The sequence below is a fragment of the Actinoplanes aureus genome, assembly GCF_015704865.1.
Classification (GTDB): domain Bacteria; phylum Actinomycetota; class Actinomycetes; order Mycobacteriales; family Micromonosporaceae; genus Actinoplanes; species Actinoplanes aureus.
This window is the reverse complement of sequence record NZ_JADQTO010000028.1, coordinates 77,348-103,027: the sequence shown is the minus strand read 5'-3', so window position 1 is coordinate 103,027 and position 25,680 is coordinate 77,348. Positions and strand designations below refer to the sequence as shown.

Sequence of the window (25,680 nt, the reverse complement as noted above, 5' to 3'; positions counted from 1 at the left end):
TCGGTGTGATCAGCGCAGTTCGACCTCGACGCCGTCCGCGGCCAGCAGTTCGAGGAGCTGGTCCATGGTGAGCGACGGCGCCCACCAGCGCCGGTCGTAACCGGGGACCAGATGGTCGCGGGCGACCGCCGAGTCGTGCCAGACCAGCCGGAAACCGGGCGCCACGCCCCATCCGCCGAGCAGGCAGTCGTGCAGGGCGCCCAGGTTCCAGCCGAAGTAGCCGCCGGGCCCGTTGACCGCCTCGCCGATCGCGCAGTAGAAGCCCTCCTCGTCGGTGACGTGCCGGCCCTCGAGGTGCACGGTCGCGCCCGGCTTGCGGTCCGGGGCGTGCCGGTGGTGCGCCAACGCCGCCCCGGCCCACTCCTGCCGCAGTTCCCGGTCGTAGCGGGCCCACGCGCCGGGATCGATGGGACGGCCCTCCTGCCAGCGCTTCCAGACCTCGCGGGCACGGGCCGGGCGGGACGGTCCGACCGCGTCGGCGTACGTCGGCTCCAGCGTCACATCGAGCAGGTCGTCGCCGAGCAGCGACGGGCGTACGCCGGCCACCTCCGCGCCGAGCCCCGAGTCGAGCAGCCGGGTGGCGGTGCCGTCCCGGCCCACGCTGAAGATCGACGCGTTGACCCAGCGCCGGTGACGGGCGGTGCCACGGTCCAGAGCCTCCAGGGCACGCTGCAACCGGGTACCGGGCCGGCAGCCGATCAGGGCGGCCGGCCGGCGCGGCGGCGCGGGCCGGTCACGGAACACCCCGTCCAGGCCGGCGCAGGCGCCGAAGTCCTCCTCGCCGTCGGCGTCGATGCCGGTGAGCAGATAGCCGTCCGCCTCGGGGGCGCGTCTCGGCGGCTGGCGCAGCCGCCCCTCGAGGACCACTTCGAGGGGACCGTGCCGCCCGGAGCGGCTGCTCTTCAGGACCGTGACGTCGAGCAGCTCGACGGCGCAGGAGTCGGGTGGGTCAATCGCTTCCAGACCGATATTGCCCAGCCAGGACGGGCCGCTGCCGTCGCAGGCGGCGCGCAGCCGGCCGGCCGGGGTGCAATCGAGCAGCGTGTAGCGCTCGACCGCCGGCTCGGGTGGGTCGGCGAACAGTCCGTCAATGTCGGCGCACGTGGCGACGACGTTGTCACTGTCGTCGATGGTCTCGTCGACCAGGATCCAGGGAAGGCCGATCACCGGGCGACCGTACCGCCTCGCCGCCGACGGGGGTATCCCGGGACATGCGGCGCGAACTGGGACGTCACCAGGGGTACTCTCCGCGCAAGGGGACTAGCTCAGCGTTGAGAGAGGACGGTGTCGGCTCGTGAAGGTCGGCATTCCCAGTGAGGTCAAGAACAACGAGTTCCGGGTGGCGATCACCCCGGCGGGCGTCTTCGAGTTCGCCCGGGCCGGCCATCAGGTGTATGTGCAGGCCGGAGCCGGTATGGGCTCGTCCATCACGGACGCGGACTACCGGGCGGCGGGCGCCGAGATCCTGCCGGACGCGGATGCGGTGTGGGGGACCGGTGACCTGATCCTCAAAGTCAAGGAGCCGGTGGCGCCGGAGTACCACCGGATGCGGCCGGGACAGGTGCTGTTCACCTATCTGCATCTGGCCGCGTCCAAGGAGTGCACGGACGCGCTGATCGACCGGAAGGTGACCGGGATCGCGTACGAGACCGTGGAACTGCCGGACCGCTCGCTGCCACTGCTGGCGCCGATGTCCGAGGTGGCCGGCCGGCTCGCACCACAGGTCGGGTCGTACCACCTGATGCGGCAGGGCGGCGGCCGCGGCGTGCTGATGGGCGGCGTGCCCGGGGTGTACGCGGCGAAGGTCGTGGTGATCGGCGCCGGCGTCTCCGGGATGAACGCCGCCGCGATCGCGCTCGGCATGCAGTCCGAGGTGCTGCTGCTGGACAAGAACGTGGCCCGGCTGCGCGCGGCCGACGCCGACTACCGCGGGCACATCCAGACGATCGCGTCGAACGCGTACGAGATCGAGAAGGCCGTCCTCGACGCCGACCTGGTGATCGGCGCGGTGCTGGTGCCGGGCGCGAAAGCGCCGACGCTGATCTCCAACGAGCTGGTGTCCCGGATGAAGCCGGGCAGCGTGCTCGTCGACATCTCCATCGACCAGGGCGGCTGCTTCGAGGACTCGCGGCCGACCACCCACGACGATCCGACCTACCGGGTGCACGAGTCGATGTTCTACTGCGTGGCGAACATGCCCGGCGCGGTGCCGCACACCAGCACCTACGCGCTGACCAACGTCACTCTCCCGTACGCTCTGGAACTGGCCAACCAGGGCTGGCGCGACGCGCTGCGCCGCGATCCGGCGCTGGCGGCCGGGCTGAACACGTTCGACGGGCGGGTCACCTACGGTCCGGTCGCCGACGCGCACGGCATGGACGCGATACCCCTGATGGAGGTACTCCGCTGACTTTGAACGGCGCGATAAAGGCCTATCTCGACCACCTCAGTGTCGAGCGTGGGCTGTCGCGTAACACCCTGGCCTCGTACCGGCGTGACCTGGACCGGTACGCGCGGCAGCTGGCCGAGGCCGGGATCGAGGAACTCGGGCAGGTGCGCGCCGCCGACGTGACCGCGCACCTGGCCGGGCTGCGCGAGGACGGCCTGGCGTCGGCCTCGGCGGCGCGGGCCATCAGCGCGGTGCGCGGGCTGCATCGCTTCGCGGTCCGCGAGCGCCTGGTGCCGCAGGACGTGGCAGCGGACGTACGCCCTCCGGCGCCCCCGAAACGGCTGCCTAGAGCGCTCGACGTGGACCAGGTGAACCGGCTGCTCGCCGTGCCGGGCACCGACTCTCCGCTCGGGCTGCGCGACCGGGCCCTGCTGGAGTTCCTCTACGGCACCGGGGCGCGCATCTCCGAAGCGGTCGGCGCCGACATCGACGACCTGGAGCTCGACGACGACCCGTCGGCCGTGCTGCGGGGCAAGGGCGGACGCACCCGGGTGGTCCCGGTGGGCGGTTACGCGCGGACCGCGTTGCAGGCCTATCTGGTACGGGCTCGGCCGCTGCTCGCCGAGGCCGGCCGGGGTACGCCGGCGATCTTCCTGAACGCCCGAGGTGGACGGCTGTCCCGGCAGAGCGCGTGGACGGTGCTGCACCGGTGTGCCTTCGAGGCGGGGTTGCCGGTGGACGGTCCGTACGCGGTGAGCCCGCACACGTTGCGGCACTCGTACGCCACCCATCTGCTCGACGGCGGCGCCGACGTACGGGTCGTCCAGGAGCTGCTGGGACACGCCTCGGTCACCACGACACAGGTGTATACGCTGGTGACCGTCGAGCGCCTCCGGGAGGTGTACGCGACCTCTCACCCCCGGGCTCGTTAGAAGCTGTGTATCCATAGGTGCGACACGCCGAACGGCTGACCCCTTTCGGGATGGGCCCGTGGCGTACAGTCGGGCATCGGCTGAGCCAACCCGCGGCGGAAAACTAAATGCAAATCGGGTCGGAAGGGGGCGAGGATCATGTCAGGGAACGGCGACCGTGCGGAGGCCTGGACTTCCGCGCTCCGTGACCAGCAGAACTCGCTCGATCTCGGCGCCGACCTGGGCCCGGCCGACCCCACGGCCTACACGATGCGCCGGCCCATCCCCGAGCCGATGCCGACCGACCGGCACGGCCCCGCGCGCATCATCGCCCTGGCGAACCAGAAGGGTGGCGTCGGCAAGACGACCACCACCATCAACCTAGGCGCCGCCCTCGCCGAGTACGGGCGCAAGGTTCTCCTCGTCGACTTCGACCCGCAGGGCGCCTGCTCGGTCGGCCTCGGGGTCAACCCGCACAACCTCGACCTGAGCGTCTACAACCTCCTGATGCAGGACGACGTCGCCACCGAGGACGTCATCATCAAGACCGACGTGGCCGGGCTGCACCTGCTGCCGGCCAACATCGACCTCTCCGCGGCCGAGATCCAGCTGGTCAACGAGGTGGCCAGGGAGATGGCCCTGGCCCGGGCGCTGCGCTCGGTCCGCAAGGAGTACGACTTCATCCTGATCGACTGCCAGCCCTCGCTGGGCCTGCTGGCGATCAACGCGCTGACCATCGCCCACGGCGTGCTCATCCCGCTGGAGTGCGAGTTCTTCTCACTGCGCGGTGTGGCCCTGCTGCTTGACACCATCGACAAGGTCCGCGAGCGGCTCAACTTCGACCTCGAACTCGAAGGCATCCTCGCCACCATGTACGACTCCCGCACCACCCACTGCCGCCAGGTGCTGCAGCGGGTCGTGGAGGCGTTCGGCGACAAGGTGTACCAGACGGTCATCACGAAGACGGTGAAGTTCCCGGAGTCGACCGTGGCCGGCGCGCCGATCACTACGCTGGATCCCGCGTCGTCCGGCGCCCGTAACTACCGTCAGCTCGCTCGCGAGGTCATCGCCGCCAAAACAGAACGAGGCTAGGTCCGACACCCGTGCTCTTCGCGCTCGGCGAACCGGTGGCGTTCGTCGCTCTGGTCGCCGCATTCCTGCTCGGCTTGGCGCTGCGTGCGGTCGCCATCCGCTTCACCGCCCGCACCGTCGGCCTGGCCGAACGCCGGGGGTCGCTGCGGCTGAGCCCGCGGGAGGACATCGACCCGTTCGGCGCGGTTTCGGCCGCGGTGGGCGGGATGGGGTGGGGCCGGCAGCTCACCGTGGACGAGGTGCCCCGCTACCGGGGCCGCGGGCGGGCCGCGGCGGTCTTCGTGGCCGGGCCGGTCGCCTGCATCCTCGCCGGAGAGGTGCTGATCGCGGCGTACGCGATCATCTTCCCGGCGAACGCGGAGGTGGTTCTGTCCGTCGCCGGCATCGGTGACGTGCTCCGCGGCGTCGCCCTGCCGTACGCCGAGCAGATCCTGCTCTCCCTCGGCGTCGGCCTGCTCGCCTTCGGGTTGCTGGCGCTCATCCCGATTCCGCCGCTGGACGGCTTCGGCATCCTCTGGTTCGCGCTGCGCCGGCCCGGACCGAGCATGAACTGGATGCGGCTCTGGTTCGAGGACAAGAACATCGGGGTGCTGATCCTGCTGATCTGCGCGTTCTTCCCGCTCGGCCTGCCGATCCTGCTGATGATCCTCAACATCCTCGGCGCACTGTTCCTGCGCGTCTGGGCCTGACGCTCCGCCTAGTCGTGTGCCGGGTTCCGCCTGGAGCGGAAGGCGGTGAGGGTCTGCCGCCAGGCCACCACGGCGACCGCGCCCAGCTGGGACGGCGTGAAGGCGATCTTGCGGCTGAGCCGGTAGGCGCGGTCGGTGATCTCCTTGCGGGCCTTGCTGGGGTGGCCGGCGTCGAAGGGTGGCTGCGGGTCGTACTCGATGTAGAGCTGCACAATCTCGGCGTGGTCGCGGCCGGCGATCTCGCCGACCAGCCAGAGGCCGAGGTCGAGACCGGCTGAGACGCCGGCCGCGGTGGCGACCTTGTCCGCGCGTACGATCCGGTCGTTCTTCCGGGCTTCGGCGCCGAAGGCGGCCAGGGCACGCTGCACGGTCCAGTGGGTGGTGGCCGGCTTGCCGGTCAGGATGCCGGCGGCGCCCAGGATGAGCGCGCCGGTGCAGACCGACGTGGTCCATTGCGTGGTCTCGTGCACGCGGCGCAGCCAGTCGATCAGCTCGGTGTCGGCCATGGCGCTCGCGGTGCTGGGGCCGGAGCCGGGTACGAGCACGATGTCCGGCCGCGGTGTCTCGGCGTAGGTGTGGGTCACGCCGAGGAACAGCACGCCGCTGTCGGCGACGATCGGGCCTGGCTCGGCACCGACGAAGCGGACCTCGGCGCCGGGCAGGGAGCGGAGGAACTCGTACGGGCCGATCGCGTCGAGTGCGGTGACGCCGGGGTAGAGGACGATGGCGATCTGCATGCGCCGATCGTGTCCGTGGCGGCGGGCCGGTGGCTGCGGGTGCGGCCGGACCGGTCCGGATCCGTGTGCAACGGTGCCGGATTTCTGCGATCGGCTGGATTCACTCCGAGCTTCGGTAGACCGAGATGTGCGATGCGCTGTCCGGCCGGAATTCCTCGCCCGCCCAGCCGGCGTAGCGCGCCTCCAGGTAGAGCCCGGCGTCGGCGGCGAAGGCGTCGATCTGCTCCGGCCACTGGTAGCGCATCCCGAACGGCTGGAGCTTGACCCCGTCGTTGCTGAACGTGACCGTCTGGCGGAGGAAGCTCTGTGCCGCCCGGTCGTACCGGTGCAGGCGTACGGTGACCGCCTCCTCGGTCACCGACCAGACCTGTATCTGCTGCTCGTCGCGGTCGAACTGGGCCGGATCGGGTACGAACGCCTCGATGACGAAGGCGCCGCCGGGTGCGAGGACCCGGGCCACGTTGCGGAAGCAGTCCTCCTGCCGGCCGGGGACGGTCAGGTTGAACAGGGTGTTGAAGACCAGGTAGACCAGCGGGTAGCGGCCGTCGACCGCCACGTCTGCCATGTCACCGATGGTGACCGGCAAGTCCGCGCCGCCCGGCTTGGCCCGCAGCAGCTCCACCATCTCGGGTGCGGCCTCGATGCCCTCGACCGGGATGCCGCGCTCGGCGAGCGGCAGCGCCACCCGGCCACTGCCGATCGCCAGCTCCAGGACCGGGCCGCCGTCGGCCAGTCCGGCCAGGAACTCGACCGCCGGGGCCGGGTCGGGAAGGCCGTGGTCGTAGCGAGCCGCCCACTGGCGGCCGAAAAGTCCGGGGTCGTCCAAGAGCGACATGTGTCCATGTCTACCGGGAGCCGGGGTTGTCGGCTACCGGACACGCGCGCCTCTGTCCGGACTGTCCGGAGTTGTCGTATGAGTTCTTACCGGCAAGCCAGGGGGCGGTCTGACGTGATACCCGACCGGCGCGTCTGCGAGATCTACATCTGCGACCCGGGTGCCGGGCCGCGGCCGTACGCCAGCGGCTCGGGCCTGCTGCTCACCGATCGTCTGGTGCTGACCGCGAACCATGTGCTGCCCACCGGCGACGTGCTGGTGCGGATCCCGGAGGTCGACGCGGGCACCTGCCATCCGTGCGAGGTGCGGTGGCGTTCGGAGGAGCTGGACGCGGCCGTCCTGCACATCGCCGACGGCGACTGGGTCCCGCCCACGCTGCCGGAACCGCGGTGGGGCCGGTTCGTCACCGGGCCGTCCGGGATCCCGGCGGAGGCGGCCGGCTTCCCGGGCGCCCGCTACGCCGACGGTGACTGGGCGCACGCGGTGGGGACGCTCAACGCCCTCGAACAGCCCGCCCGGATCGAACTGCGGGTCGGTTCGTGGCCGCGGCCGCCGGGCGACCGGTCGACGTGGAAGGGCATGGCCGGCGCCGGCCTCTTCTCCGAGGGCCTGCTGGTCGGGCTGGTCGTCGAGGACCCACCCGAGTCGGGGAGCCGCCGGCTCACCGCGGTCCGCAGCGAGGCGCTTCTCGCCGATCCGGGGTTCGTGACCGCGGTGTGTGGCGCCGCCGGCCGGCCGCTGGTGGAACCGGCGGAACTCGCCGGCCTCCAGCGCCGTCCGCTGCCGGTCCGGGTCAGCCCGGCCGGACTGCTGCGCGCCGAGTCCGAGGTGGTGCCGTTCCACGGTCGCCGGGAGGTGCTGGACCGGCTGCGCCGATGGCTGGGCGGGGAGACGGCGGCGGGCGTACGGGTGCTGACCGGCCCCGGCGGGCAGGGCAAGACCCGGCTGGCCCGAAAGTTCGCCCGAGACGCCGGTCGGGCCGGTTGGCTGGTCGTGGACCTCCGCGAGGACGCGCCGGCCGGGTTGTTCGAGCGGCTGCGGCACGTCCGCGAACCCCTGCTGCTCGTGGTCGACGAGGCCGAGAAGCAGCGCGACCGGCTGGAGCTTCTCGTCGCCGAGCTGCCGGAGCGGCAGCGGGTCCGGTTGTTGCTGGTGGCGCGTACCGGTGGGACCTGGCTGCACGAGCTGGCGCTGGCGAGCGACGCGTTCGCGGCGCTGCTGCCGCGGACCTGGTCCGGTGACGACCTCGACGCGGTCACCGAGAAACTGGGGCCGCTCGACGACGTGGATCAGCGTGCGGCCGCGTTCCGGCGGGCCCTGGTCGCGTTCGGCGACCGGCTCGAGCTCCGGGCCGCGATCGAGACGCCGTTGCTGGACGACGACCGCTACGGCAACGTGCTCGCCGTTCACATGGAAGCGATGGCGCGGCTGCTGAACGCGGTCCAGCCGGTCTCCGGTCCGGACGCCACCGCGATCCTGGTGGAGCACGAGACGCGGCACTGGTTGCGGCGGGCCCGGGCGACGTACGGGCTGGACGATCTGACCGGCACCGCGCTGCGCCAGACGGTGGCGGTGGCCACGCTCTGCACGGTCCGGCGCCAGCCCGGGGAGCGGCTCCTGGATCTGCTGGACCGGGTACCGCTGCTGGACGACCAGCCGCCCGCGGTCAAGCACGCCACGGCCGAGTGGCTGACCGACCTCTACGGCGAGCCGGGCTGGCAGTGCGCCGCCCTGCGCCCCGACCCGCTGCACGAACATCTGATCGGCGCCGAGCTGGCGCTCCACCCGCGAATGCTGGACCGGCTCGTGCCGATCCTCACCGAACGCCAGGCGCGCGAGCTGCTGACCGTGCTGGCCCGGGCCGGCGCGCCGGTCTCCGCCGGTCTCCGCCGCGACGAGACGGTCATAGCGACCGTGGCCTGGGCGATCAACTCGCTGGTGCGCCGATATCCGAAGCGCCTGGCGGTCCCGGCCTGGTGCGCGGCCGCGCTGGTGGACGAGGCGTCCGCGGAGCCGCTGCACGCGGCCTTGGACGCCATCTATGACGGCGAGGCGGCGCGCGGCCGGCAGTGGCGGCAGTCGCTTTCCGACACAATCGGCGCGGTGGGCGGCACTTTCGGCAGGCTACGACTGCGGGGTACGCGAAAACGGCGCGCCGCGGACACGCCAGTCCCCCGGCGGGCACCGGCTGCGGTCGATGCGGGACAGGCCGTGGTCGGGGCCGTTGGCGGACGGGCGTCGGGCGCGACCGTCGGGCGCGCGGCGAGCGCGGCTGTTCATGGGCGGGCCGGGGATGCGGCCGTAGACGGGCGGGCTGTGTGTGCGGCGGTGCTCGGCCGGGCGGCGGACGGCGTCAGGGCGACGGTGGGCCTGGTGGCGCGGGCGCCGGGTGCCGGGCCCGCGGTGCGGATCGTCCGGCGGTATCCCGATGCGACGCGGGGCGTCGGAGCCGTGCTGGCGGTGGCCGCGCTTGCCTCGCCGGTGCTGCTGGCCATCTCGGAGAGCGACGCGGGACAGCCGGGCGTGGCCCCGGTCCAGGGCGGCGTGGTCGCCGTGCCACCGGTGGCACCGGGCGGGATCGGTGAGCCGGCCTCGGTCCCGTCCCCGGGTCCGAGCAGGACATCGCCGGCTCGGAACCGCACCCCGGCCGCGACTCCGAAGCGGACTCCGGCCGGCGCTGCGAAACGGGCAGCGCCCGACACTCGGATGGCGCGACCGGCCCGGACCACGGCGCCGAGGCCGCAGGTCCGGCCGGAGCAGCCGGCCGTGACGCCGACGCCCCGCCCGAAGGTGGTGACGGTGACGCGCACACCGCCCGGTCGGCCGGCGCCGACCGCCATCCCCACGCTGACCGGCCTGCCGGAAATCCACGAGCGGATGGCCGTGCCCGGCTCGGCTTACCGACCGGGCACTGCCGACCTGCCGGTCGCCCAGCCGCAAGTGGCCCCACCGAAAACGGAGCAGCCGGAACCCCAGCAGCCAGAGCCAGAGCCGGAACAGCCAGAGCCAGAGCCGGAACAGCCAGAGCCACAGCCGGAGCACCCAGAGCCGGAGCCGGAGCAGCCGGAGCCGGAGCAGCCAGAGCCGGAACCGGCACAGCCGGAACAGCCGGAACAGCCGGAACAGCCGGAGCGGCCGGAGAGACCGGAACCGGACCCGGCAGCGCCCACCGTCGATCGGCTCTCTGTCGAGCTCAACGTCGGACCGTTGTCCGGCGCCGTCTAGATCTAGAGAGGGGTCCTGTCCGGCCCAACGTGGGTGCTGTCTGGCGGCCGTTGAGACAGCGTTGAGGTTGGGCCAAGCAAGATCACCGCTCTAGGATCCCAGGGCCGCGGCGGTGCGGTAGCGGGACGGCGGTACGTCGTACCGGTCGAGGAACGCCTGCCGCAGCGACTCGGTCGAGCCGAACCCGCACCGCCGGGCCACCGCGGACAGCGGCAGCTCGGTGTTGGTCAGCAGGTGGGCGGCGGCCTCGGTACGGGCCCGGCGCACGTACTGCGCGGGGGTCTGGTGCACGTAGGTGAGGAACAACCGGGACAGGTGCCGCTCGCTGACTCCGGCCCGGCGGGCCAGCGTGCCGGTGGTCAGGTCGCCGCTGAGGTGGGCGGCGATGTGGTCGGTGGTACGCCGTACCACGAAGTCGTCGCTGCTGCGCCGGGCCAGGAACATGCTGATCTGTGACTGCCCGCCGGGCCGTTGCAGATAGGCGACGGTGCCGAGGGCGACGCCGCGGGCCATGGCGGGCCCGTTGTCCTCCTCGATGAAGGCGAGGGTGAGGTCCAGAGCGCTGGTGACGCCGCCGGAGGTGCTGACGCAGCCGTCCCGGATGTAGATCGGGTCCGGGTCGACCAGCACCTTGGGATAGCGCTCGGCGAGGCGGTCCGCGTACATCCAGTGGGTCGTGGCGCGCCGCTCGGTGAGCAGGCCGGCTTCGGCGAGGACGGTGGCACCGGTGCAGACCGCGGCGACCCGGCGGGCCAGCGGTGCCAGGCGACGGACATGGCTGACCAGGTACGGGTTGCCGGCCGCCCGCTCATGCCCGAGCCCACCCGCGACGAGCAGCGTGTCGAGTGGCTCGTTGACCCGTTCGAGCACCGCCTGTGCCTCCAGCCGCAGACCGGAGTCGCAGCTCAGGGCCGCCTGGCCGAGGGTGGCGAGAACCGTCCGGTACGGCGGGGTGGCGCCGATCCGGTTGGCGATGTGCAGGGCCGAGGTGACGCAGGCGATGTCGAGCAGTTCCGCCCCGTCGTATCCGACGATCAGGAATAGTCGTTCGTCCATCGCGCCATATTACCCCCGGGGGGTATCAAGACGGAATGTGCGTGGACAGCCGGCCGGCGGTGTGCAGTTCCAGCCGTACCGTGGCACCGCCCGTGGTGGCCAGGCAGACCTTGTCGTCAGGTGTGGACAGGGTGCTGATCTGGACGTCCTGGAGGGCCACGACCACGGTCGCCTCCTCCAGCGGGATCCGGAAGTCGGGGATGCGGGTGACCGGCTGCGGCGGCAGTTTGGCGATCTGCCCCTCGACCGCTGCGGTGATCACCGGGGCCAGGGCGTTCACCACGATGCGCAGCAGGTTGTCCAGGAACGCCGGTACGCCGTTGATGTCGAAGTCGAAGGTCACCGCCTCGACCCGGTCCAGCTTGATCACCACTTCGCCGGCCGCGTTGACCGAGGCGGTGACCCGTACGGTCGGGTGGGCGGTGGCGGTGCCGTCGAAGGACCAGCCCACCGGTTTCGCCCACAGGTGCAGGTCGACGTCGATGCGGGCGGACCCGTGCAGCCGGCCGTTCTGACCGGGCACCACGTCCAGCGAGAAGTGGGAGAACCGGGCCGTGTACTCGGCGGTGACGGTGACGTCGACCGGGAGGAGCCGGATCTGGGTCGACCAGTCGCCGGTCACCGGGTACGCCGCCGCCGCGTTGTCGAGCAGCCGGTTGAGCAGCGGCGCCCGGACCGCTACGAACGCCTTGCGCTCCGGCCAGGCACCGGCGAGCGGGGCCGTGCCGGGCTGCTCCGGGAGCAGGGTCGTGGTGGCGAGCAGCCGGCCCTCGCCGGTCGCGACGGCCGGCGGCGCGACCTGCAGTGAGCCGAGGCCGAGCGGCGGGATGCGCAGCGGGCGCAGGAACGTCTGCTCGATGAGCCGGGTCAGCTCGGGCACCACGCCGCGGTTGACGATCTGGGTCATCGCCGGGTTGCCGGGCACCTCGACCCGGAGCGTCACCAGGTCGGGGGTGAGCACCCCGCCGGACTCGACGATCATCTGGAGGCCGGCGTGCAGCGAGGCCTCGAACCGGGTGGGGTCGCCGTCGCTGAAGTGGAACGTCAGATCCACCCGGGGCACCACCAGCTCGAACGAGGCCCGCGACGCGGTGGCGGCGACCTGCTCGGCATTGCCGCCGGCGAGCTGGTCGAGCAGTGCCCGGTGCCATTCGCGTACGTCGGCCGACGGTGCCAGGGTGACCGTCGGTGCGGTGGCCAGGTCGTAGTCGATGCGGGTCACCGACAGCGCCGGGAGAGCGATCGGCAGGCTTCCGGTGAGCAGCAGGTCGTGGGTGGCTTCGTACACCGACAGGATGACCTCGTTGAGGGCCGCTTCGTCGATGCCGATCACCGCGTCGTAGTTCGGCATGTCTCCTCCTCGGGCAGGGCGCACCCTTCACCGTGGACGGTTGCCGCAAGCCGCGAAAGCCCCCGGTCAGTGGAGTTCGAAGCGGTCCGCTCGCTCGGGTGGTTCGTCGTGCACGTCGACGGCGGTGACCTGAGCGTCCGGCGGACCGGTGCGGCACCACGTGACGAGGCGCTCGACGCTCTCCGGAGCGCCCTGGAACACGGCCTCGACGCGGCCGTCCGGTAGGTTGCGCACCCAGCCGGTGACGCCCTGCTGCCCGGCGACGCGGCGGCAGGTGTCGCGGAAGAAGACGCCCTGCACCACGCCGGTGACCAGGACTCGCTTACGGATCACCGACCAACCTTATGCCGCCTGATGAGCCGACAGCGGTGCGTCAACTGTGCCAGATGAGGCGAAAAAACGAATGGTGAACATCTCAATTCCGCCACGCAAACCCGGGGTTTGTTGATCACGTTTACAGTCACGGAGCGCGGGCCGCTCGGTCGCGCGGTGTCGATCGGAGGGAGGCCCGTATGGCGAAGAAAGACGACGTGAAGGTCAAGGCCGCGAAGGCCAAGGACGACGTGAAGGTCAAGGCCGCCAAGTCCACGGTCAAGGCCAAGGACAAGGTCAAGGCCAAGGACAAGGCCGCCAAGGTCGAGGCGAAGGCCAAGAGCGACAAGAGCGCGAAGGTCAAGGCTCCGAAGTCCAAGAAGGACTCGAAGAAGAAGTGACGCATCGGGCCGCCGTCGGAAGGCGGCGGCCCGACTGCTACGTGGTGAAGAGTTCGCAGGTCAGGTTGTAGTACCGATCGGTCTGGCCCAGATGGCGCATCCCCAGGCGGCGGCAGACCGCCTGCGAGGCCGTGTTCTCCGGGTAGCTGACCGCGAGCACCGTTGGCAGACCCATCCGGGCCGCGTACGCCAGCACCGCGTTCGCCGCCTCGGTGGCGTAACCGTTGCCCCAGGCGTCCGGGTGCAGGTGCCAGCCGATCTCGGTCTCATCGGCCGGCTCCATCGGATCGCCGGAGGCCATCAGCCGGACCAGTAACGCGGTGCCGAGCAGGCGCCCGCTGCGCCGGTCCTGGATGGCCCAGACCGCGTGCCGCTCGTCCTGACGGTCGCGCCAGCGGGCCAGTTTCGCCAGCGCCCCGTCGTGATCGCGTACCGCTTGTGGGTTCGAGCCCAGGAAGCGGAAGACCTCCTGGCGGGAGTACATGTCGAGAATGAAGTCGGCGTCCTTTTCCTCCCACTCGCGCAGCAGGAGGCGTGGAGAGATCAGTGACCGCATCGCGGCAGCGTAACCGGGCCGGCAGCAACCGGTCACGGGTTGCGACGTTACTGACTGCGTGAGCCAGGATCAGCTTGTGACCGGCATGGTCTACGGTCGGCACGTGCCTGAAGAGCCTGCCCAGTCGCCATCCGGTGCGGTCGTCGAGCCGCCGGGGCCCGATGACGCCGCCGAGATCGTCCCGGCGGAGGTCGACTCCGGCGGGTTCACCGTGCGGCTGGACAACTTCACCGGCCCGTTCGACCTGCTGCTCCAGCTGATCGGCAAGCACAAGCTGGACGTCACCGAGGTGGCGCTGCACCAGGTCACCGATGACTTCATCGCGTACATCCGGGCCATGGGCGACGACTGGGACCTCGGCGAGGCCAGCGAGTTCCTGCTGGTCGCCGCGACCCTGCTCGACCTCAAGGCGGCCCGGCTGCTGCCCGCCGCCGAGGTCGAGGACGAGGAGGACCTCGCCCTGCTGGAGGCGCGCGACCTGCTGTTCGCCCGGCTGCTGCAGTACAAGGCCTACAAGGAGGCGGCCGCGCACATCGCGGAGCTCGAGGCCGCCGGGGCGCGTCGCTGGCCGCGGATGGTCTCGCTGGAGCCGAGGTACGCCGAAGCGCTCCCCGAACTGGTCCTGGGCATCGGCCCGGAGCGCCTGCTGAAGTTCGCGCTCAAGCAGTTCCTGCCCAAGCCGGGCCCGCCGCAGGTCTCGATCGCCCACATCCATCAGGTACGCGTCAGCGTCCGCGAGCACGCCACCCTGCTGCGCGATCGGCTCCACCGGGCCGGGGTGGCCACCTTCAGCCTGCTGGTCGCCGACTGCGAGAACACCCTGGAAGTGGTGGCCCGGTTCCTGGCGCTGCTGGAGCTCTACCGCGAGGGGCTGATCGAATTCGAGCAGCCGGTGTCGCTGGACGAGCTGACCGTTCGCTGGATCGGCGGCGACGACGCGGGCGATGAACTGGACATCGACGACTACGAGGGCAGCAAACCGGCTCCGGACGGCGCCGATGATGCCGCAAAGGCCACCGGTTCGGACGAAACTATCCCGGCTGAGCTTGACGCGCCCCGGTCCGATGGTGATCTTGGCGTGGGTGACGGTCCGGCCGGTGGATCGTCGGCGGTGGAGGAGACAACGTGAGCAGCGAGCAGCGTCCCGATTCGCTGGCGGCGCAGGCGGCCGCTTGGGTGCCGCCGTGGGAACGCCACCGCGAACCGGACCGGGAGTACCAGGCGGAGGCCGAGGCCGAAGCGGAGACCGGAACCGACGAGCCGGACGTGGAACCGGGCGAGGGCGCCGGTGAGCGGGGTCACGACGTGGCGCCGATCGTGGCGATCGACGCACCGCACGAGATGCCCGAGGACGACGACGAGGAGGAGCCGGAGCCGACCGACGTCGAGCCGGAGCCGGAACTGCCGCTGCCCGAGTCGGTCGAGGACGCCGAGAACGAGGACGGCGAGGACGAGGACGGCGAGGAGGGCGAGGCGTTCCCGGTGGACGCGCCGGTGCACACCGGCGAGGCCGGTGCGGCGGAACCCACCGGCGTTTCGGCGCCGGCCCCTGCCCAGCGCACCGTGCCTGCCCAGGCCCGGGGGGAGCGGGACGACCTGGATGCGGTTGGGGACGGTTTCGCGCGTACCACCGCGGTTCTTGATGACGCCGAGCTGGCGGCGGCCCTGGAATCGATCATGCTGGTGGTTGATGAGCCGGTGGGCGAGCTTCAGCTCGCCCAGGTGATGGAGGAGCCGGTGGAGCGCGTGGCGCGCACGCTGGAGAACATCTCGGCGCGCTACACCGCGGCCGGTCACGGCATCGACCTGCGGCGCGCGGCCGGCGGCTGGCGGCTCTACACCCGGCCGGAGTACGCCGCGTACGTGGAACGCTTCGTGCTGGACGGGCAGTCGGTGCGGCTGACCCAGGCCGCGCTGGAGACACTGTCGGTAGTCGCTTACAAGCAACCGGTGACCCGCTCGCGCATCTCGGCCATCCGCGGTGTGAACTGTGACGGAGTGATGCGTACGCTGGTCACTCGCGGCCTGATCGAGGAGTGCGGCACGGAGCCGGAAACCGGGGCATACCTGTACCGGACGACGACCCTGTTCCTCGAGAAGCTCGGCCTCAACTCGGTCGACCAGTTGCCGCCGCTCGCTCCGTTCCTGCCCGACGATGTGGAAGAAGTACTCGATGCCTCAGGCTGACACCGCCGAACGCCTCCAGAAAGTCCTGGCGGCGGCCGGTGTTGGATCCCGGCGCGCCTGCGAAGATCTGATCTTCCGGCGGCGTGTCACCGTCAACGGCCGGGTCGCCCGGCTCGGCGACAAGGTCGACCCCGCCACCGCGGAGATTCACGTCGACGGGCAGCGGGTGATCACCAACACCAAGCTGGTCTACGTCGCGTTGAACAAGCCGCGCGGCGTCGTCTCCAGCCTCGACGACGAGAAGGGCCGCACCGAGCTCGCCGACTTCCTCGGGGCGAACTTCGAGCAGCGGCTGTTCCACGTCGGCCGGCTCGACGCCGAGTCCGAGGGCCTGCTGCTGTTCACCAACGACGGCGGGCTGGCGCACAAGCTGATGCACCCGTCCTACGAGATCTCCAAGACCTACCTGGCCGAGGTGGTCGGCCCGCTGCCGCGCAGCGTGGGCCGCGCCCTGCAGGCCGGCGTCGTGCTGGAGGACGGCCCGGCGAAGGTGGACAGCTTCCGGCTGGTCGACGCGATCGGCAAGACCGCGCAGGTGGAGATCGTCCTGCACGAGGGCCGCAAGCACATCGTGCGGCGGATGATGGACGCGGTCGGGCACCCGGTGACCCGGCTGATCCGTACGGCGGTGGGCCCGATCCGGCTCGGCGACCTGCGCCCGGGTGGCTTCCGGCACCTGTCCAACGCCGAGGTCGCCGCCCTGTTCAAGGCCGTCGGCGACGGCGACTAATACGGGCGGTCGGGCAGCGCGTCGGCGGCGGACTGCTTGTTGAAGACCGCCTTCTCCGAGGCGATGCGCTTGTTCACCGAGCCGCCGTGGAAGAGGTCGACGACCACGTCCATCAGCAGGTTGCCGATGACCGGGCTGCACTCGACGACGTAGTTCAGCTTGCCGTCGACCAGTCCCTGCAGGCCTGCCTTCGTGGCGTCCACGGTGACGATGCGCGTCTTGTTGCCCGGTTCCCGGCCGGCCTCCTCCAGCACCGGGACGGCGCCGAGTCCCATCTCGTCGTTCTGGGCGAACACGGCGTCCAGGTCGGGGTTGCGGCGGAGCAGCTTGCGCATGGCCGCCGCACCGCCCGCCTTGCTCCAGTTGCCGGTCTCCTGGTCGACGACCTGGAGTTTCTTCTCCTTGGCGGCGGTGGCGGCGAAGCCCTCCGAGCGTTGCTTCGTGGGGGTGGAGTCCGGTGTGCCGAGGATCTCCACGACCTTGATCGGACGTTTCGCCGCGACGTAGTCGTGCCCCAGGTAGAGGGCGGCGAGGTTGCCCTCGGAGACGAACTCCGCCCCGATCGAGCAGACGTAGAGCGACTCGTCCTTGGAGTCGATGAGCCGGTCGGTGAGCACCACCGGGATCCCGGCGTCCCGGGCCCGCCCGAGCACGCCGTCCCAGCCGGACTCGACCACCGGCGAGAAGGCGATGACGCTGACCCGGGCGTCGATGTACGACTGAAGGGCCGCGATCTGCCGTTCCTGGTCGCCCTCGGCGTTGTCGAACCTCAGCTGGATGTCGCGATACTCGGCAGCCTTCTGAATTGATTTCGTGTTGGCCAGGCGCCATCCGCTTTCCGAGCCGACCTGCGAGAAGCCGAGAACGATCGGCCCGGTGGGCGCGTTCTTGATATCGAAGCCCTCGTCGTCGTCGCCGCACCCGGTGAGCATCGAGCCGAGGCCGGCCGCGCTGAGCAGCACGAAGGAACGTCTGTGCATTGCCGGACTCCCATGCGAGCGCGTTACGGGATTGTCGCTGAGCGGTGTGAACGATAACAACGAGGTGATCGACTATCAATCCGGTCGATGTATTTGCGGTGCATTCTCACCTAGGGCCGCTATGCGGGCAGTTATCGGCAAGACCGGACAATGACGGGATTTTTCATACGTCCGGCAATAATGGGCCGGACTCGCGGTAGCCGTGTGCCTCCAGAACCGACTGGAGCCGCTCCTCCCAGGCCTGTTCGTCGGCGTCGCGCCAGCGATGCCGCCGGGGGCACTGCCAATTCGGCGGATCAGCGGAGACGACACAGCCGCCCAGCGCCAGCTCACCCTCCTCGGCGGCCTCGCGTGCCTCCGGCACGGGCAGACCGAACATCAGAGGTACGCCTGGCGCACCGCACTCCGGGCAGAAAACGATCACGCCCGGAACCGTACCCGCGACCGGCTCCTTGAATCGTGGCGTCACCTGGGTTGGACGGGCGTGGCGATCGTGGATAGCTTTGGCCGGCATGACCGACGAGTGGATTCCGGCCCTGGGCCGCTACGCGCAGCGGCTTCACACGACCGCGGGTGCCCGGCATCACGTGGCCTCCCCGCTGGGGGCGTGGCTGCTGCTGGCGCTGACCGCGTCCGCCGAGCCCGCCGGTGACGAACTGGCCGAAGTGCTCGGTGTGCGGCCCGCCGAGGCGGCATCGGTGGCGTCCGCGCTGCTGACGAAGCCGCATCCACTGGTCGCAGCGGCCACCGCGGTCTGGCATGCGGAGGGTCGCGTCGATCCGCGGCGGCTGGAGGGCTGGCGGGCCGGGCTGCCGGCGGCCACCGAGGTCGGCCCGTTACCGGATCAGGCCGCGCTGGACCGGTGGGCGCGCGAGCACACCTTCGGCCTGATCGACAGGTTCCCCATCGAGCTGACGCCGCAGGTGGTGCTGCTGCTGGCCAGCGCGCTGGCGACCAGGCTGAGCTGGGACACCCCGTTCGAGGTCGGGCCGGCCGAGACGCTGGGCGGGCCCTGGGCGTCGCGGCTCACCCGGGTGCTGCGTACTCCGCGCTTCGGGCACCGGGCGTTCGTGGCGACGTCGCGGCACGCCGGTGAGGTGATCGTGCACGCCGCTCCGGCCACCGATGCCGAGTCGGGGGCGCAGGTGCGGGTGGTGTCGGTGGCGGCGGCCGGGGACGTGCCGCCGGATCGGGTGATCGCCGCGGCGTACGAGATCGGCCGGGACGCCGTCACCGGTGGGCCGGCGGCCGAGCGGACCTCGCTGTTCGACCTGCCGCTCGGCGACGGTCAGCTGTGGAGCATCCGGGAGAAGACCGCGGCGATGCACGACGCCGAACAGGTCAGCGCGGTGTTGCCGGCCTGGTCGGCCACCAGCGACCACGACCTGTCCGCGCCGGAGCTCGGTTTCGGAGCGGCCACCCGAGTGCTGGAGCAGCTGGTCGGCTTCCACTGCGACTTCGAGGCGAAGCAGGCGGCGACGGCCCGGTTCGGCCGGTACGGGTTCGAGGCGGCCGCGGTCACCGGGTTCGCCACGCTGACGTCGATGCCGGAGGAGCGGCCGGTGCGGTTCGCCGAGCTGCGGTTCGCCCATCCGTATGCGGTGGTCGCGGTCACCGACCAGCCCGGCCCGTGGCACGGGGTGCCGGTCTTCTCCGCCTGGGTCACCGAGCCGGAGGACGAGGCGGCCGGCTGAGCCGGGCGAGACTAGCGGACCGGCACCGGAGCGTTGAGGACCGCGTCGATCTGGTCGGCGGGGGCCGGGCGGGCGAAGTAGTAGCCCTGGGCGTACCGGTAACCGAGGTCGTGCAGGCGGGTGGCCTGATCGAGGGTCTCCACGCCCTCGGCGACGGCGCGCAGGCCGAGCGTGCTGGCGATGGTGCTGAGCGAGGTGGCGATGGCCTCCTGCTCAGCGGTGCCGTTCAGGTCGTCGATGAACGACTTGTCCACCTTGAGGGTGGTGACCGGGCAGGTGCGCAGCAGGGTCAGCGAGCTGTGGCCGGTGCCGAAGTCGTCGAGGGCCACGCCGACGCCGAGGTCGCGCAGCTCGCGTACGGTGCTCAGCGCCGCGCCACCCGCGAAGACCGCGGTCTCGGTGATCTCGATGGTGATCCGGTCGGGCGTCAGCCCGTGCCGGTGCAGAGCGTCGGCGACCAGGCCGGGCAGGTCGGGGTCGAGCAGCTGCCGTGCCGACACGTTGATGTTGACGCGTGGGCTGTTCGCGCCGTGCCTGTGCTGCCAGACAGCGGCATCGGCGCAGGCGGTGTCGATGATCCAGGCGCCCAGGTCGATGATCAGGCCGCTGTGTTCGGCGACCGGGATGAACTCGGCCGGCGAGACCACCGGACCGTCGGCGGGATGCCAGCGGACCAGGGCCTCGACGCCGATCACGGCGCCGCTGGGCAGTTCCACGATGGGCTGGTAGAGCAGCCGGAACTCGCCGTGGTCGAGGCCGCGGCGCAGGGCGGCGGCGAGCTCGGCGTGGTGCTGGGCGGTGGCGTCCAGCTCGGGGGAGTGCTCCCGGTGCCGGTTGGTGCCGGTCAGTTTGGCGGCCTGCAGGGCCAGTTCGGCGCGGCGCAGCAGATCGGGTACTGCCGGGCCGTCCCCGGTGGCGACGCCGACGGTGACGGTGACGAGCAGGTCGTGGCCGCCGACCCGCAACGGTGTATTGAACGCCTGGAGCAGCGCCTCGGCGACATCGGTGCGGTCGCCGGACAGCAGCAGGCCGAACTCGTCGCCGAGCAGGCGGGCGGCGACCCCGTCCGGGCCGGCGACCGCGGCGACCCGTTCGGCGGCGGCACGCAACAGGGCGTCGCCGGCGTCGTCGCCCAGGCGGTCGTTGAGAGCGGCGAACCCGTCGAGGTCGCAGACGGCGACCGTGGTGCTGCCGGTACGACGGCCCAGCCCGGCCGTGAACAGCCGCCGGTTGGGCAGCCCGGTGAGGTCGTCGTGGTGTGCCTGGGAGTCGAGGCGGTCGAGCAGCGCGTTGTTGTCCGACAGTGCGGCCAGCTGGCGGGTCAGGACGAGCAGGGTGAGCAGCACCGAGCCGCCGGCGAGGCCGGGTGGCAGGTGGCCGACCCGGAGGGTGACCGCGGTCAGCATGACCGCCACGATGGCGACGGCCGCGTACGGCACCGGGCTGACCTGCCGCACGATGCCGAGGTGACCGGCCGGCCGGTCGGTGGTCTCCGCCGCGCCGGCCGGAGCGAGGTTGGCCAGGGTCTGCAACCGGGCCGCGGCGACGATCAGCAGACCGGCGGTGGGCAGGGTGACCACGGTCGGGTTGAGGAACGCCCGGTTGTCCAGCAGCGGCGCGAGTGCCCAGGAGAGCGGGCCGAGCAGGCCGATCGGGGCGAGCGCCCAGAGCGCTCGCCGGTTGACCGCGCCGCTGCGGGTGACGCCCACTTTGATCACCGCGACCACGGCGGAGCAGGCCGCGGCCAGCACCACGAAGAGCATGGTCGCCTCGGCGTTGCCGTTGGCGCCGGGCGCCGAGGTGGCCACCAGGAAGTGGGTGATGATGATGGTGGCGGCTACCGCGACGATGGCGATGTCCAGGCACAGCGAGACGGTGGCTCGCCAGCTGCGGCGCGGCCGGGGCAGCTGGACCAGAGCGAGGATTCCGACGCCGATCGCGCCCAGATAGAGCGCGGCGGTGATCGTCCCCATCTCGTTCGGGTGCCCGGTGCTGACGCAGTCGTACGCCTGCCCGGCGGTGCCGGCGGTGAGCAGCGCGGTGGTGAGCGCGAGCCGCTGCCAGAACGCCGCGGCCGGTCCCTGCCCGGTGCGGGCGGCGACGGCGCAGGCCAGTGTGGCGGTGGCGACCGCGCCGATCGTGGACGGCCAGAGCAGCCATATCGGCGAGCCGAGCGGCTGGTGCAGGACGCCGAGCACAGCGCCGACGATGAACCAGCCCGCCGACATGATGAGAACCACTGTGGCCGCGGAGGCGGAGCGCAACGACGGTCTCATCATGCCCGGATTGTTCGGCAGCGGACTCTGCCGACCTGAGGTTTCAGCCGGTGGCGAGTTGCTTCTTCTGCACCTTGCCCATGGCGTTGCGAGGCAGCTGGTCGACGAGATGGACGACGCGGGGCCGTTTGTGTGCGGCGAGGCGTTCGGCGACGAAGGTGATCAGCTCGTCCGGGGTGACCGGATCAGCGACCACGAACGCGGTGATCTGCTCACCGAGGTCGGCGTGCGGGGTGCCGACGACGGCGGCCTCGCGTACGGCGGGGTGCAGCAGCAGGGTGTCCTCGACCTCTCCGGCGCCGACCCGGTAGCCGCCGGTCTTGATCAGGTCGGTGGAGGCGCGGCCGACGATGCGGTGCCAGCCGTCCGGGCCGACGGTGGCGACGTCGCCGGTGGGGAACCAGCCGTCGACCAGGCCGGGTGGCGTGGTGGCGCCGTCCCGCAGGTAGCCGTCGAGCAGGGTGGGGCCGTTCACCTGGAGATGCCCGATGGTGACGCCGTCGGCGGGCAGGACGGCGCCGGACTCGTCGACCAGGCGGGTGCCGACGCCGGGCAGGGGCAGGCCGACGTGGCCGGGACGGCGTTCGCCGGTGGCGCGGGTGCTGATGGTGATCAGGGTCTCGGTCATGCCGTACCGCTCGACCGGGGACTGTCCGGTGAGCGTCTTGAGGGTGTCGAAGACCGGCACCGGCAGCGGGGCGCTGCCGGAGACCAGCAGGCGGGCCGGGGCGAGGGCGCGGGCCGCGTCGGGGGCGGCGGCGATCCGGGACCAGACGGTGGGTACGCCGAAGTACAGGGTGCCGCCCGCTGACGCGTACGCCTGCGGGGTGGGCCGGCCGGTGTGGATCAGCGGCGAGCCGTGCCGGAGCGGGCCGAGCATGCCGAGCACGAGCCCGTGCACGTGATAGAGCGGCAGGCCGTGCACCAGGGTGTCGTCGGCGGTCCACTGCCAGATGCCGGCCAGGGCGTCGAGGTCGGCGGCGATCGCGGCGCGCGAGATCACCACGCCTTTGGGCAGGCCGGTGGTGCCGCTGGTGTAGAGAACCAGCGCCGGCCGCCGTGCGTCCGGTTCCGGCGGGGCGCTGCCGGGCCGTACGCCGGTGACGGGCATGACCGGTACGCCGGAGGTGCCCGAGGCCGCCGGATCGTCGCTGAGCAGCAGCGTGGCACCGGAGTCGCGCAGGATGTGGCTGCGTTCCAGGTCGCCGGCGTCGGGTGGCACCGGCACCACCGGCACGCCGGCGAGCAGCGCCCCGGTGATCGCGGTGACCGTGGCCGTCGTGGGAGTGGCGTGCACCGCGACGATCGGCGCTCCGGCGATCTCGGCGGCCACGCCGGCGGCCCGGCCGAGCAGCTCGTGGCGGGAGAGCAAGCCATCGGCGGTGGTGACGGCGTCGGCGCGGTCGGTGTCCTCGTGCAGCGCGGCCAGCAGGGTCATGCTCGGATGATGCCACCCCCCTCGGGCGGGCGCGCCGGTGGCCGCGACCGGCCTCCCTTTCCCGGCGGCCGCGTTGCGGCCGTGCCCCGGCAGATGGCCGCGTGGTAGTCCGGTGCGGTGTGGATTCGGCGGGACGGCCGATGACGCGTACCGGGAAGGGGTGAATCTCTTGAAGCCCGGCGGTATGCCTGGGTGACGGCGCCGTTGCCCACGGTGATCAGCGCTGGCTAGCGTCGGCTTCCTCGACCAGCCTTCCGAGGAGGCGCCTTGTCGGATCGGGCCCGGTTGCGGGATCTGCGGCAGCTGACCCGCGGGTATCGGCGGTGGATCGGTGGGGCCGCGGGTCTGAGCCTGCTCGGTTCGGCGCTGGCGCTGGCGCAGCCGCTGCTGGCCGGCCGGGCGGTGGACGCGGCGGCGGGCGGCCGGGTGCCATGGCCGGTGTTCGGTGCTCTCGCCGGGTTGTTCACCGCGCAGGCCGCCGCGCTGGCGCTGGCTCGCTACGTGCAGGCGCACACCGGCGAGACGATGACGCGGGATCTGCGGCATGCGGTCACCGTTCACCTGCTCCGGGCCCGGCTGTCCGTTTTGGATCGGGTGCGCACCGGCGACTTGATCGCCCGGGCGTGCGGGGACACCGCGGTGGTGAAGACGCTCGTCGCGCAGAGCCTGGGCACCGGTGTGGCCGGTGTGGTCGGCCTGGTGGCGATCGTGGTGATGCTGGGCTGGCTGGACGTGTTGCTGCTGGGTCTCGTGGTGGTGCTGTTCGCGGTGGCGGTGGGCAGCTTGCTGGCGGTGGTGCGCCGGCTGCGGGTGGCCTCGCGGGTGGCGCAGACGGCGGAGGGCACCCTGGCGGCCGATCTGGAGCGGGTGCTGGGCGGCATCCGGACGGTGCGGGCCTGCCGGGCGGAGCCGGTGGAGGCGGCGCGCCTGCACACGTCGGCCGGCCGGGCCTACCGGGAGAACCTGCGGATGGCCGGGCTGGTCGCGCTCAGCGGGCCGACCAACGACCTGGCGGTGAGCGGCGCGTTCCTGGTGGTGCTGCTGGTCGGCGCGACCCGGGTGGCGGCGGGTGAGACCACGCTCGGTGAGCTGGTGGCGTTCACCCTGGCCATGACGTATCTGTCGGCGCCGATCTACGAGATCTTCCAGGCGGTCAGCTCGGTGCAGCAGGGTTCCGGGGCGCTGCACCGGATCAACGAGGTGCTGGCGTTGCCGGTGGAGCGGGACCGGCCGGTGGCGGTGGTGCCGATGGGCGGCCGGGAGCCGCCGGTGCTGGAGTTCCGCGACGTCTGGTTCGGCTACGACCGGGCGCGGCCGGTGCTGCGCGGCATCAGCTTCGCGGTGCCGTCCTGCGGGCACGTCGCGCTGGTCGGGCCGTCGGGTGCGGGCAAGTCGACGATCTTCGCGTTGGCCGAACGGTTCTACGAGCCGGATCACGGGCGGGTGCTGTTGCGCGGGCGGCTGCTGCCGTACGCCCGGCATCGTGCGGTGGTCGGCCTGGTGGAGCAGGACTGCCCGCTGCTGGCCGGCACGTTGCGGGAGAACCTGCTGTACGGCGCGGGCCCGGCCGGCGACGACGACCTGACCCGGGTGCTGGCCATGACCGGTCTGATCCCGGTGGTGGCGGCCCTGCCGCGTGGGCTGGACACCCCGGTCGGTGAGCGCGGCGGCCGGCTTTCCGGCGGGCAGCGGCAGCGGGTGGCGATCGCCCGGTGTCTGCTGTCGCGTCCCGAGGTGATCCTGCTCGACGAGCCGACCGCGCACCTGGACCCGGACGGTGAGCGGGCCCTGGCGGCGGCGTTGCGCGAGGTGGCGCGGGTGTGCGCGCTGGTGGTGATCGCGCACCGGTTCTCCACTGTCCGGTCGGCGGACCGGGTGCTGGTGGTGGACGACGGGGTGGTGGCGGCCGACGGCACGCACGAGGAGTTGCTGCGGTCGAGCTCCTATTACCGGAGGCTGGCCGCCGGGGTCCCGGCGCAGCGCCACCGGGCGTTCTCGTGATCCCACCAGCAGCGTTCGCAGACCAGTGGACCACTCGCACCGGTGACGAACGTTTCGTCGGCGACCCAGGCGGCGTACTGGTCGTCGCCCATGGCGGCGATCAGCCCGGCGGTCTGGGTGGTCTGGGCCGTGAGGGCCTTCACCTTGCGGGCCAGGGTGGCCGGGTCGAGGGTGAGGTGCAGGGCGAGTTCGCTCTCCCGCCGGGTGACCGGATATCCGGGGGCGAACACGCTGAAGCGTTCGTTGACGATGCGCCACTGCCGCTCCCAGTCGCCGGTGACCGCGGACTGGAGCAACCGGGTCCTCGCCGGTGCGGCCCGGTCGACGGCGGCGGCGGTCCACCGGCCGACGGCCTGATGGTCGGGGTGGCCGGTGTTGCCGTCCGGGCCGAAGGTCACGACGGTGTCCGGGCGGATCTCGTCGATCAGGTGGCAGAGCCGCGCGACCGCCTCGCCGGGCGGCACCCGGGAGCATTCGCCGTCCCGGTAGCCGAGCCAGTGATGCTCGGTGACACCGAGGACGTCGAGACAGTCGCGCAGTTCGGTGGTGCGCTGCTCGGCCAGCCGCTCCGGTGACCAGCGGTCCGGGTCGGCGGTGCCGCGTTCACCGCGGGTGGCGGTCACGCACACCACTCGTGACCCGGCGTCGCGGGCCAGGGCCATCAGACCGCCGGAGAGGTACGCCTCGTCGTCGGGGTGCGCCCAGACGCCGAGGATGGTGCCGAGGCCGGCGACCTGGTTCATGGTGTCCTCCGTTGCTCGTTTCCCCGAGCATGGCGGGACGCCCTTGCTGACTTCTGTGGGTTTTCTTGCCGGATCCT

General features: G+C 71.8%; 23 protein-coding genes. 11 read left to right on the top strand and 12 right to left on the bottom strand.

Annotation, left to right across the window (positions count from 1 at the left end):
* Positions 1-9 precede the first annotated feature (9 nt).
* Positions 10-1,167 carry a barstar family protein gene (locus I4J89_RS39810; RefSeq protein ID WP_196419380.1) on the bottom strand — a complete coding sequence of 386 codons (1,158 nt, stop codon included), beginning with the start codon at positions 1,165-1,167 and terminating at the stop codon, positions 10-12.
* 127 nt (positions 1,168-1,294) lie between these two features.
* Between I4J89_RS39810 and ald the strand changes: the two genes are divergently transcribed.
* The 4 genes from ald (at position 1,295) to I4J89_RS39790 (ending at position 5,081) form a co-directional block, all read left to right on the top strand.
* Entirely contained in the window at positions 1,295-2,410 is a 1,116-nt protein-coding gene (gene ald, locus I4J89_RS39805; RefSeq protein WP_196419379.1) for an alanine dehydrogenase, read from the top strand.
* 2 nt (positions 2,411-2,412) lie between these two features.
* The gene (locus I4J89_RS39800; RefSeq protein ID WP_230860396.1) at positions 2,413-3,321 is read left to right on the top strand and encodes a site-specific tyrosine recombinase XerD; all 909 of its coding nucleotides are present in this window, start codon (positions 2,413-2,415) and stop codon (positions 3,319-3,321) included.
* Between the two features lie 138 nt (positions 3,322-3,459).
* Entirely contained in the window at positions 3,460-4,392 is a 933-nt protein-coding gene (locus tag I4J89_RS39795; RefSeq protein ID WP_196419378.1) for a ParA family protein, read from the top strand.
* A gap of 11 nt (positions 4,393-4,403) precedes the next feature.
* Positions 4,404-5,081, top strand: a complete 678-nt coding sequence (locus I4J89_RS39790; RefSeq protein WP_196419377.1) for a zinc metalloprotease — start codon at positions 4,404-4,406, stop codon at positions 5,079-5,081.
* A gap of 8 nt (positions 5,082-5,089) precedes the next feature.
* On the opposite strand, the gene I4J89_RS39785 is transcribed toward I4J89_RS39790, so the two are convergent.
* Both I4J89_RS39785 and I4J89_RS39780 read right to left on the bottom strand, forming a co-directional pair.
* Positions 5,090-5,818: a DJ-1/PfpI family protein gene (locus tag I4J89_RS39785; protein ID WP_196419376.1), complete on the bottom strand. Its 729-nt coding sequence runs from the start codon at positions 5,816-5,818 to the stop codon at positions 5,090-5,092.
* Positions 5,819-5,918: 100 nt separating this feature from the next.
* The gene (locus tag I4J89_RS39780; RefSeq protein WP_196419375.1) at positions 5,919-6,653 is read right to left on the bottom strand and encodes a class I SAM-dependent DNA methyltransferase; all 735 of its coding nucleotides are present in this window, start codon (positions 6,651-6,653) and stop codon (positions 5,919-5,921) included.
* Between the two features lie 114 nt (positions 6,654-6,767).
* On the opposite strand from I4J89_RS39780, the gene I4J89_RS39775 reads away from it, so the two are divergent.
* Positions 6,768-9,878: a P-loop NTPase gene (locus I4J89_RS39775; protein ID WP_196419374.1), complete on the top strand. Its 3,111-nt coding sequence runs from the start codon at positions 6,768-6,770 to the stop codon at positions 9,876-9,878.
* Positions 9,879-9,968: 90 nt separating this feature from the next.
* Here I4J89_RS39775 and I4J89_RS39770 read toward each other — a convergent pair whose 3' ends face one another.
* From I4J89_RS39770 to I4J89_RS39760, 3 genes are all read right to left on the bottom strand, one after another.
* A complete protein-coding gene (locus I4J89_RS39770; protein ID WP_196419373.1) occupies positions 9,969-10,934 on the bottom strand; it encodes a GlxA family transcriptional regulator in 966 nt (321 codons plus the stop codon).
* A 25-nt stretch (positions 10,935-10,959) separates the two neighbouring features.
* On the bottom strand, positions 10,960-12,285 hold the full coding sequence (locus I4J89_RS39765) for a hypothetical protein (protein WP_196419372.1): 1,326 nt from the start codon (positions 12,283-12,285) through the stop codon (positions 10,960-10,962).
* Between the two features lie 66 nt (positions 12,286-12,351).
* Positions 12,352-12,618: an acylphosphatase gene (locus tag I4J89_RS39760; protein WP_196419371.1), complete on the bottom strand. Its 267-nt coding sequence runs from the start codon at positions 12,616-12,618 to the stop codon at positions 12,352-12,354.
* A 179-nt stretch (positions 12,619-12,797) separates the two neighbouring features.
* Between I4J89_RS39760 and I4J89_RS39755 the strand changes: the two genes are divergently transcribed.
* Positions 12,798-12,998: a hypothetical protein gene (locus I4J89_RS39755; protein WP_196419370.1), complete on the top strand. Its 201-nt coding sequence runs from the start codon at positions 12,798-12,800 to the stop codon at positions 12,996-12,998.
* Between the two features lie 37 nt (positions 12,999-13,035).
* On the opposite strand, the gene I4J89_RS39750 is transcribed toward I4J89_RS39755, so the two are convergent.
* The gene (locus I4J89_RS39750) at positions 13,036-13,554 is read right to left on the bottom strand and encodes a GNAT family N-acetyltransferase (protein WP_196419369.1); all 519 of its coding nucleotides are present in this window, start codon (positions 13,552-13,554) and stop codon (positions 13,036-13,038) included.
* Positions 13,555-13,639: 85 nt separating this feature from the next.
* On the opposite strand from I4J89_RS39750, the gene I4J89_RS39745 reads away from it, so the two are divergent.
* The 3 genes from I4J89_RS39745 to I4J89_RS39735 are packed head-to-tail and all read left to right on the top strand — an operon-like array spanning position 13,640 to position 16,471.
* Positions 13,640-14,683, top strand: coding sequence for a segregation and condensation protein A (locus I4J89_RS39745; RefSeq protein ID WP_196419403.1), 1,044 nt, complete (start codon positions 13,640-13,642; stop codon positions 14,681-14,683).
* The gene (scpB, locus tag I4J89_RS39740; protein WP_196419368.1) at positions 14,680-15,741 is read left to right on the top strand and encodes an SMC-Scp complex subunit ScpB; all 1,062 of its coding nucleotides are present in this window, start codon (positions 14,680-14,682) and stop codon (positions 15,739-15,741) included. The genes I4J89_RS39745 and scpB overlap by 4 nt, the downstream gene beginning before the upstream one ends.
* Positions 15,710-16,471: a pseudouridine synthase gene (locus I4J89_RS39735; protein ID WP_196419367.1), complete on the top strand. Its 762-nt coding sequence runs from the start codon at positions 15,710-15,712 to the stop codon at positions 16,469-16,471. Before scpB ends, I4J89_RS39735 begins: the two co-directional genes overlap by 32 nt.
* Here the strand turns inward: I4J89_RS39735 and I4J89_RS39730 are convergent.
* Together I4J89_RS39730 and I4J89_RS39725 are read right to left on the bottom strand one after the other, a co-directional pair.
* The gene (locus tag I4J89_RS39730; protein ID WP_196419366.1) at positions 16,468-17,451 is read right to left on the bottom strand and encodes an ABC transporter substrate-binding protein; all 984 of its coding nucleotides are present in this window, start codon (positions 17,449-17,451) and stop codon (positions 16,468-16,470) included. The two genes, I4J89_RS39735 and I4J89_RS39730, sit on opposite strands and share 4 nt — an antisense overlap.
* A gap of 163 nt (positions 17,452-17,614) precedes the next feature.
* Positions 17,615-17,875, bottom strand: a complete 261-nt coding sequence (locus I4J89_RS39725) for a hypothetical protein (protein WP_196419365.1) — start codon at positions 17,873-17,875, stop codon at positions 17,615-17,617.
* 88 nt (positions 17,876-17,963) lie between these two features.
* Between I4J89_RS39725 and I4J89_RS39720 the strand changes: the two genes are divergently transcribed.
* The gene (locus I4J89_RS39720) at positions 17,964-19,145 is read left to right on the top strand and encodes a serpin family protein (RefSeq protein WP_196419364.1); all 1,182 of its coding nucleotides are present in this window, start codon (positions 17,964-17,966) and stop codon (positions 19,143-19,145) included.
* Between the two features lie 11 nt (positions 19,146-19,156).
* On the opposite strand, the gene I4J89_RS39715 is transcribed toward I4J89_RS39720, so the two are convergent.
* Both I4J89_RS39715 and I4J89_RS39710 read right to left on the bottom strand, forming a co-directional pair.
* Positions 19,157-21,424, bottom strand: a complete 2,268-nt coding sequence (locus I4J89_RS39715; protein ID WP_196419363.1) for a putative bifunctional diguanylate cyclase/phosphodiesterase — start codon at positions 21,422-21,424, stop codon at positions 19,157-19,159.
* Between the two features lie 40 nt (positions 21,425-21,464).
* Positions 21,465-22,859, bottom strand: a complete 1,395-nt coding sequence (locus I4J89_RS39710) for an AMP-binding protein (RefSeq protein WP_196419362.1) — start codon at positions 22,857-22,859, stop codon at positions 21,465-21,467.
* 267 nt (positions 22,860-23,126) lie between these two features.
* Here I4J89_RS39710 and I4J89_RS39705 point away from each other — a divergent pair, with 267 nt between their 5' ends.
* The gene (locus tag I4J89_RS39705) at positions 23,127-24,860 is read left to right on the top strand and encodes an ABC transporter ATP-binding protein (RefSeq protein WP_196419361.1); all 1,734 of its coding nucleotides are present in this window, start codon (positions 23,127-23,129) and stop codon (positions 24,858-24,860) included.
* Here I4J89_RS39705 and I4J89_RS39700 read toward each other — a convergent pair.
* Entirely contained in the window at positions 24,806-25,603 is a 798-nt protein-coding gene (locus I4J89_RS39700) for a PIG-L family deacetylase (RefSeq protein ID WP_196419360.1), read from the bottom strand. The two genes, I4J89_RS39705 and I4J89_RS39700, sit on opposite strands and share 55 nt — an antisense overlap.
* Between the last annotated feature and the right edge of the window lie 77 nt (positions 25,604-25,680).

Bases quoted from the DNA above. Each gene is read 5' to 3' on its own strand.
- I4J89_RS39795 (WP_196419378.1), top strand. From the start codon at position 3,460: ATGTCAGGGAACGGCGACCGTGCGGAGGCCTGGACTTCCGCGCTCCGT.
- I4J89_RS39785 (WP_196419376.1), bottom strand. From the start codon at position 5,818: ATGCAGATCGCCATCGTCCTCTACCCCGGCGTCACCGCACTCGACGCG.
- I4J89_RS39780 (WP_196419375.1), bottom strand. From the start codon at position 6,653: ATGTCGCTCTTGGACGACCCCGGACTTTTCGGCCGCCAGTGGGCGGCT.
- I4J89_RS39770 (WP_196419373.1), bottom strand. From the start codon at position 10,934: ATGGACGAACGACTATTCCTGATCGTCGGATACGACGGGGCGGAACTG.
- I4J89_RS39765 (WP_196419372.1), bottom strand. From the start codon at position 12,285: ATGCCGAACTACGACGCGGTGATCGGCATCGACGAAGCGGCCCTCAAC.
- I4J89_RS39755 (WP_196419370.1), top strand. From the start codon at position 12,798: ATGGCGAAGAAAGACGACGTGAAGGTCAAGGCCGCGAAGGCCAAGGAC.
- I4J89_RS39750 (WP_196419369.1), bottom strand. From the start codon at position 13,554: ATGCGGTCACTGATCTCTCCACGCCTCCTGCTGCGCGAGTGGGAGGAA.
- I4J89_RS39745 (WP_196419403.1), top strand. From the start codon at position 13,640: ATGGTCTACGGTCGGCACGTGCCTGAAGAGCCTGCCCAGTCGCCATCC.
- I4J89_RS39735 (WP_196419367.1), top strand. From the start codon at position 15,710: ATGTGGAAGAAGTACTCGATGCCTCAGGCTGACACCGCCGAACGCCTC.
- I4J89_RS39730 (WP_196419366.1), bottom strand. From the start codon at position 17,451: ATGCACAGACGTTCCTTCGTGCTGCTCAGCGCGGCCGGCCTCGGCTCG.
- I4J89_RS39720 (WP_196419364.1), top strand. From the start codon at position 17,964: ATGACCGACGAGTGGATTCCGGCCCTGGGCCGCTACGCGCAGCGGCTT.
- I4J89_RS39715 (WP_196419363.1), bottom strand. From the start codon at position 21,424: ATGATGAGACCGTCGTTGCGCTCCGCCTCCGCGGCCACAGTGGTTCTC.
- I4J89_RS39710 (WP_196419362.1), bottom strand. From the start codon at position 22,859: ATGACCCTGCTGGCCGCGCTGCACGAGGACACCGACCGCGCCGACGCC.
- I4J89_RS39700 (WP_196419360.1), bottom strand. From the start codon at position 25,603: ATGAACCAGGTCGCCGGCCTCGGCACCATCCTCGGCGTCTGGGCGCAC.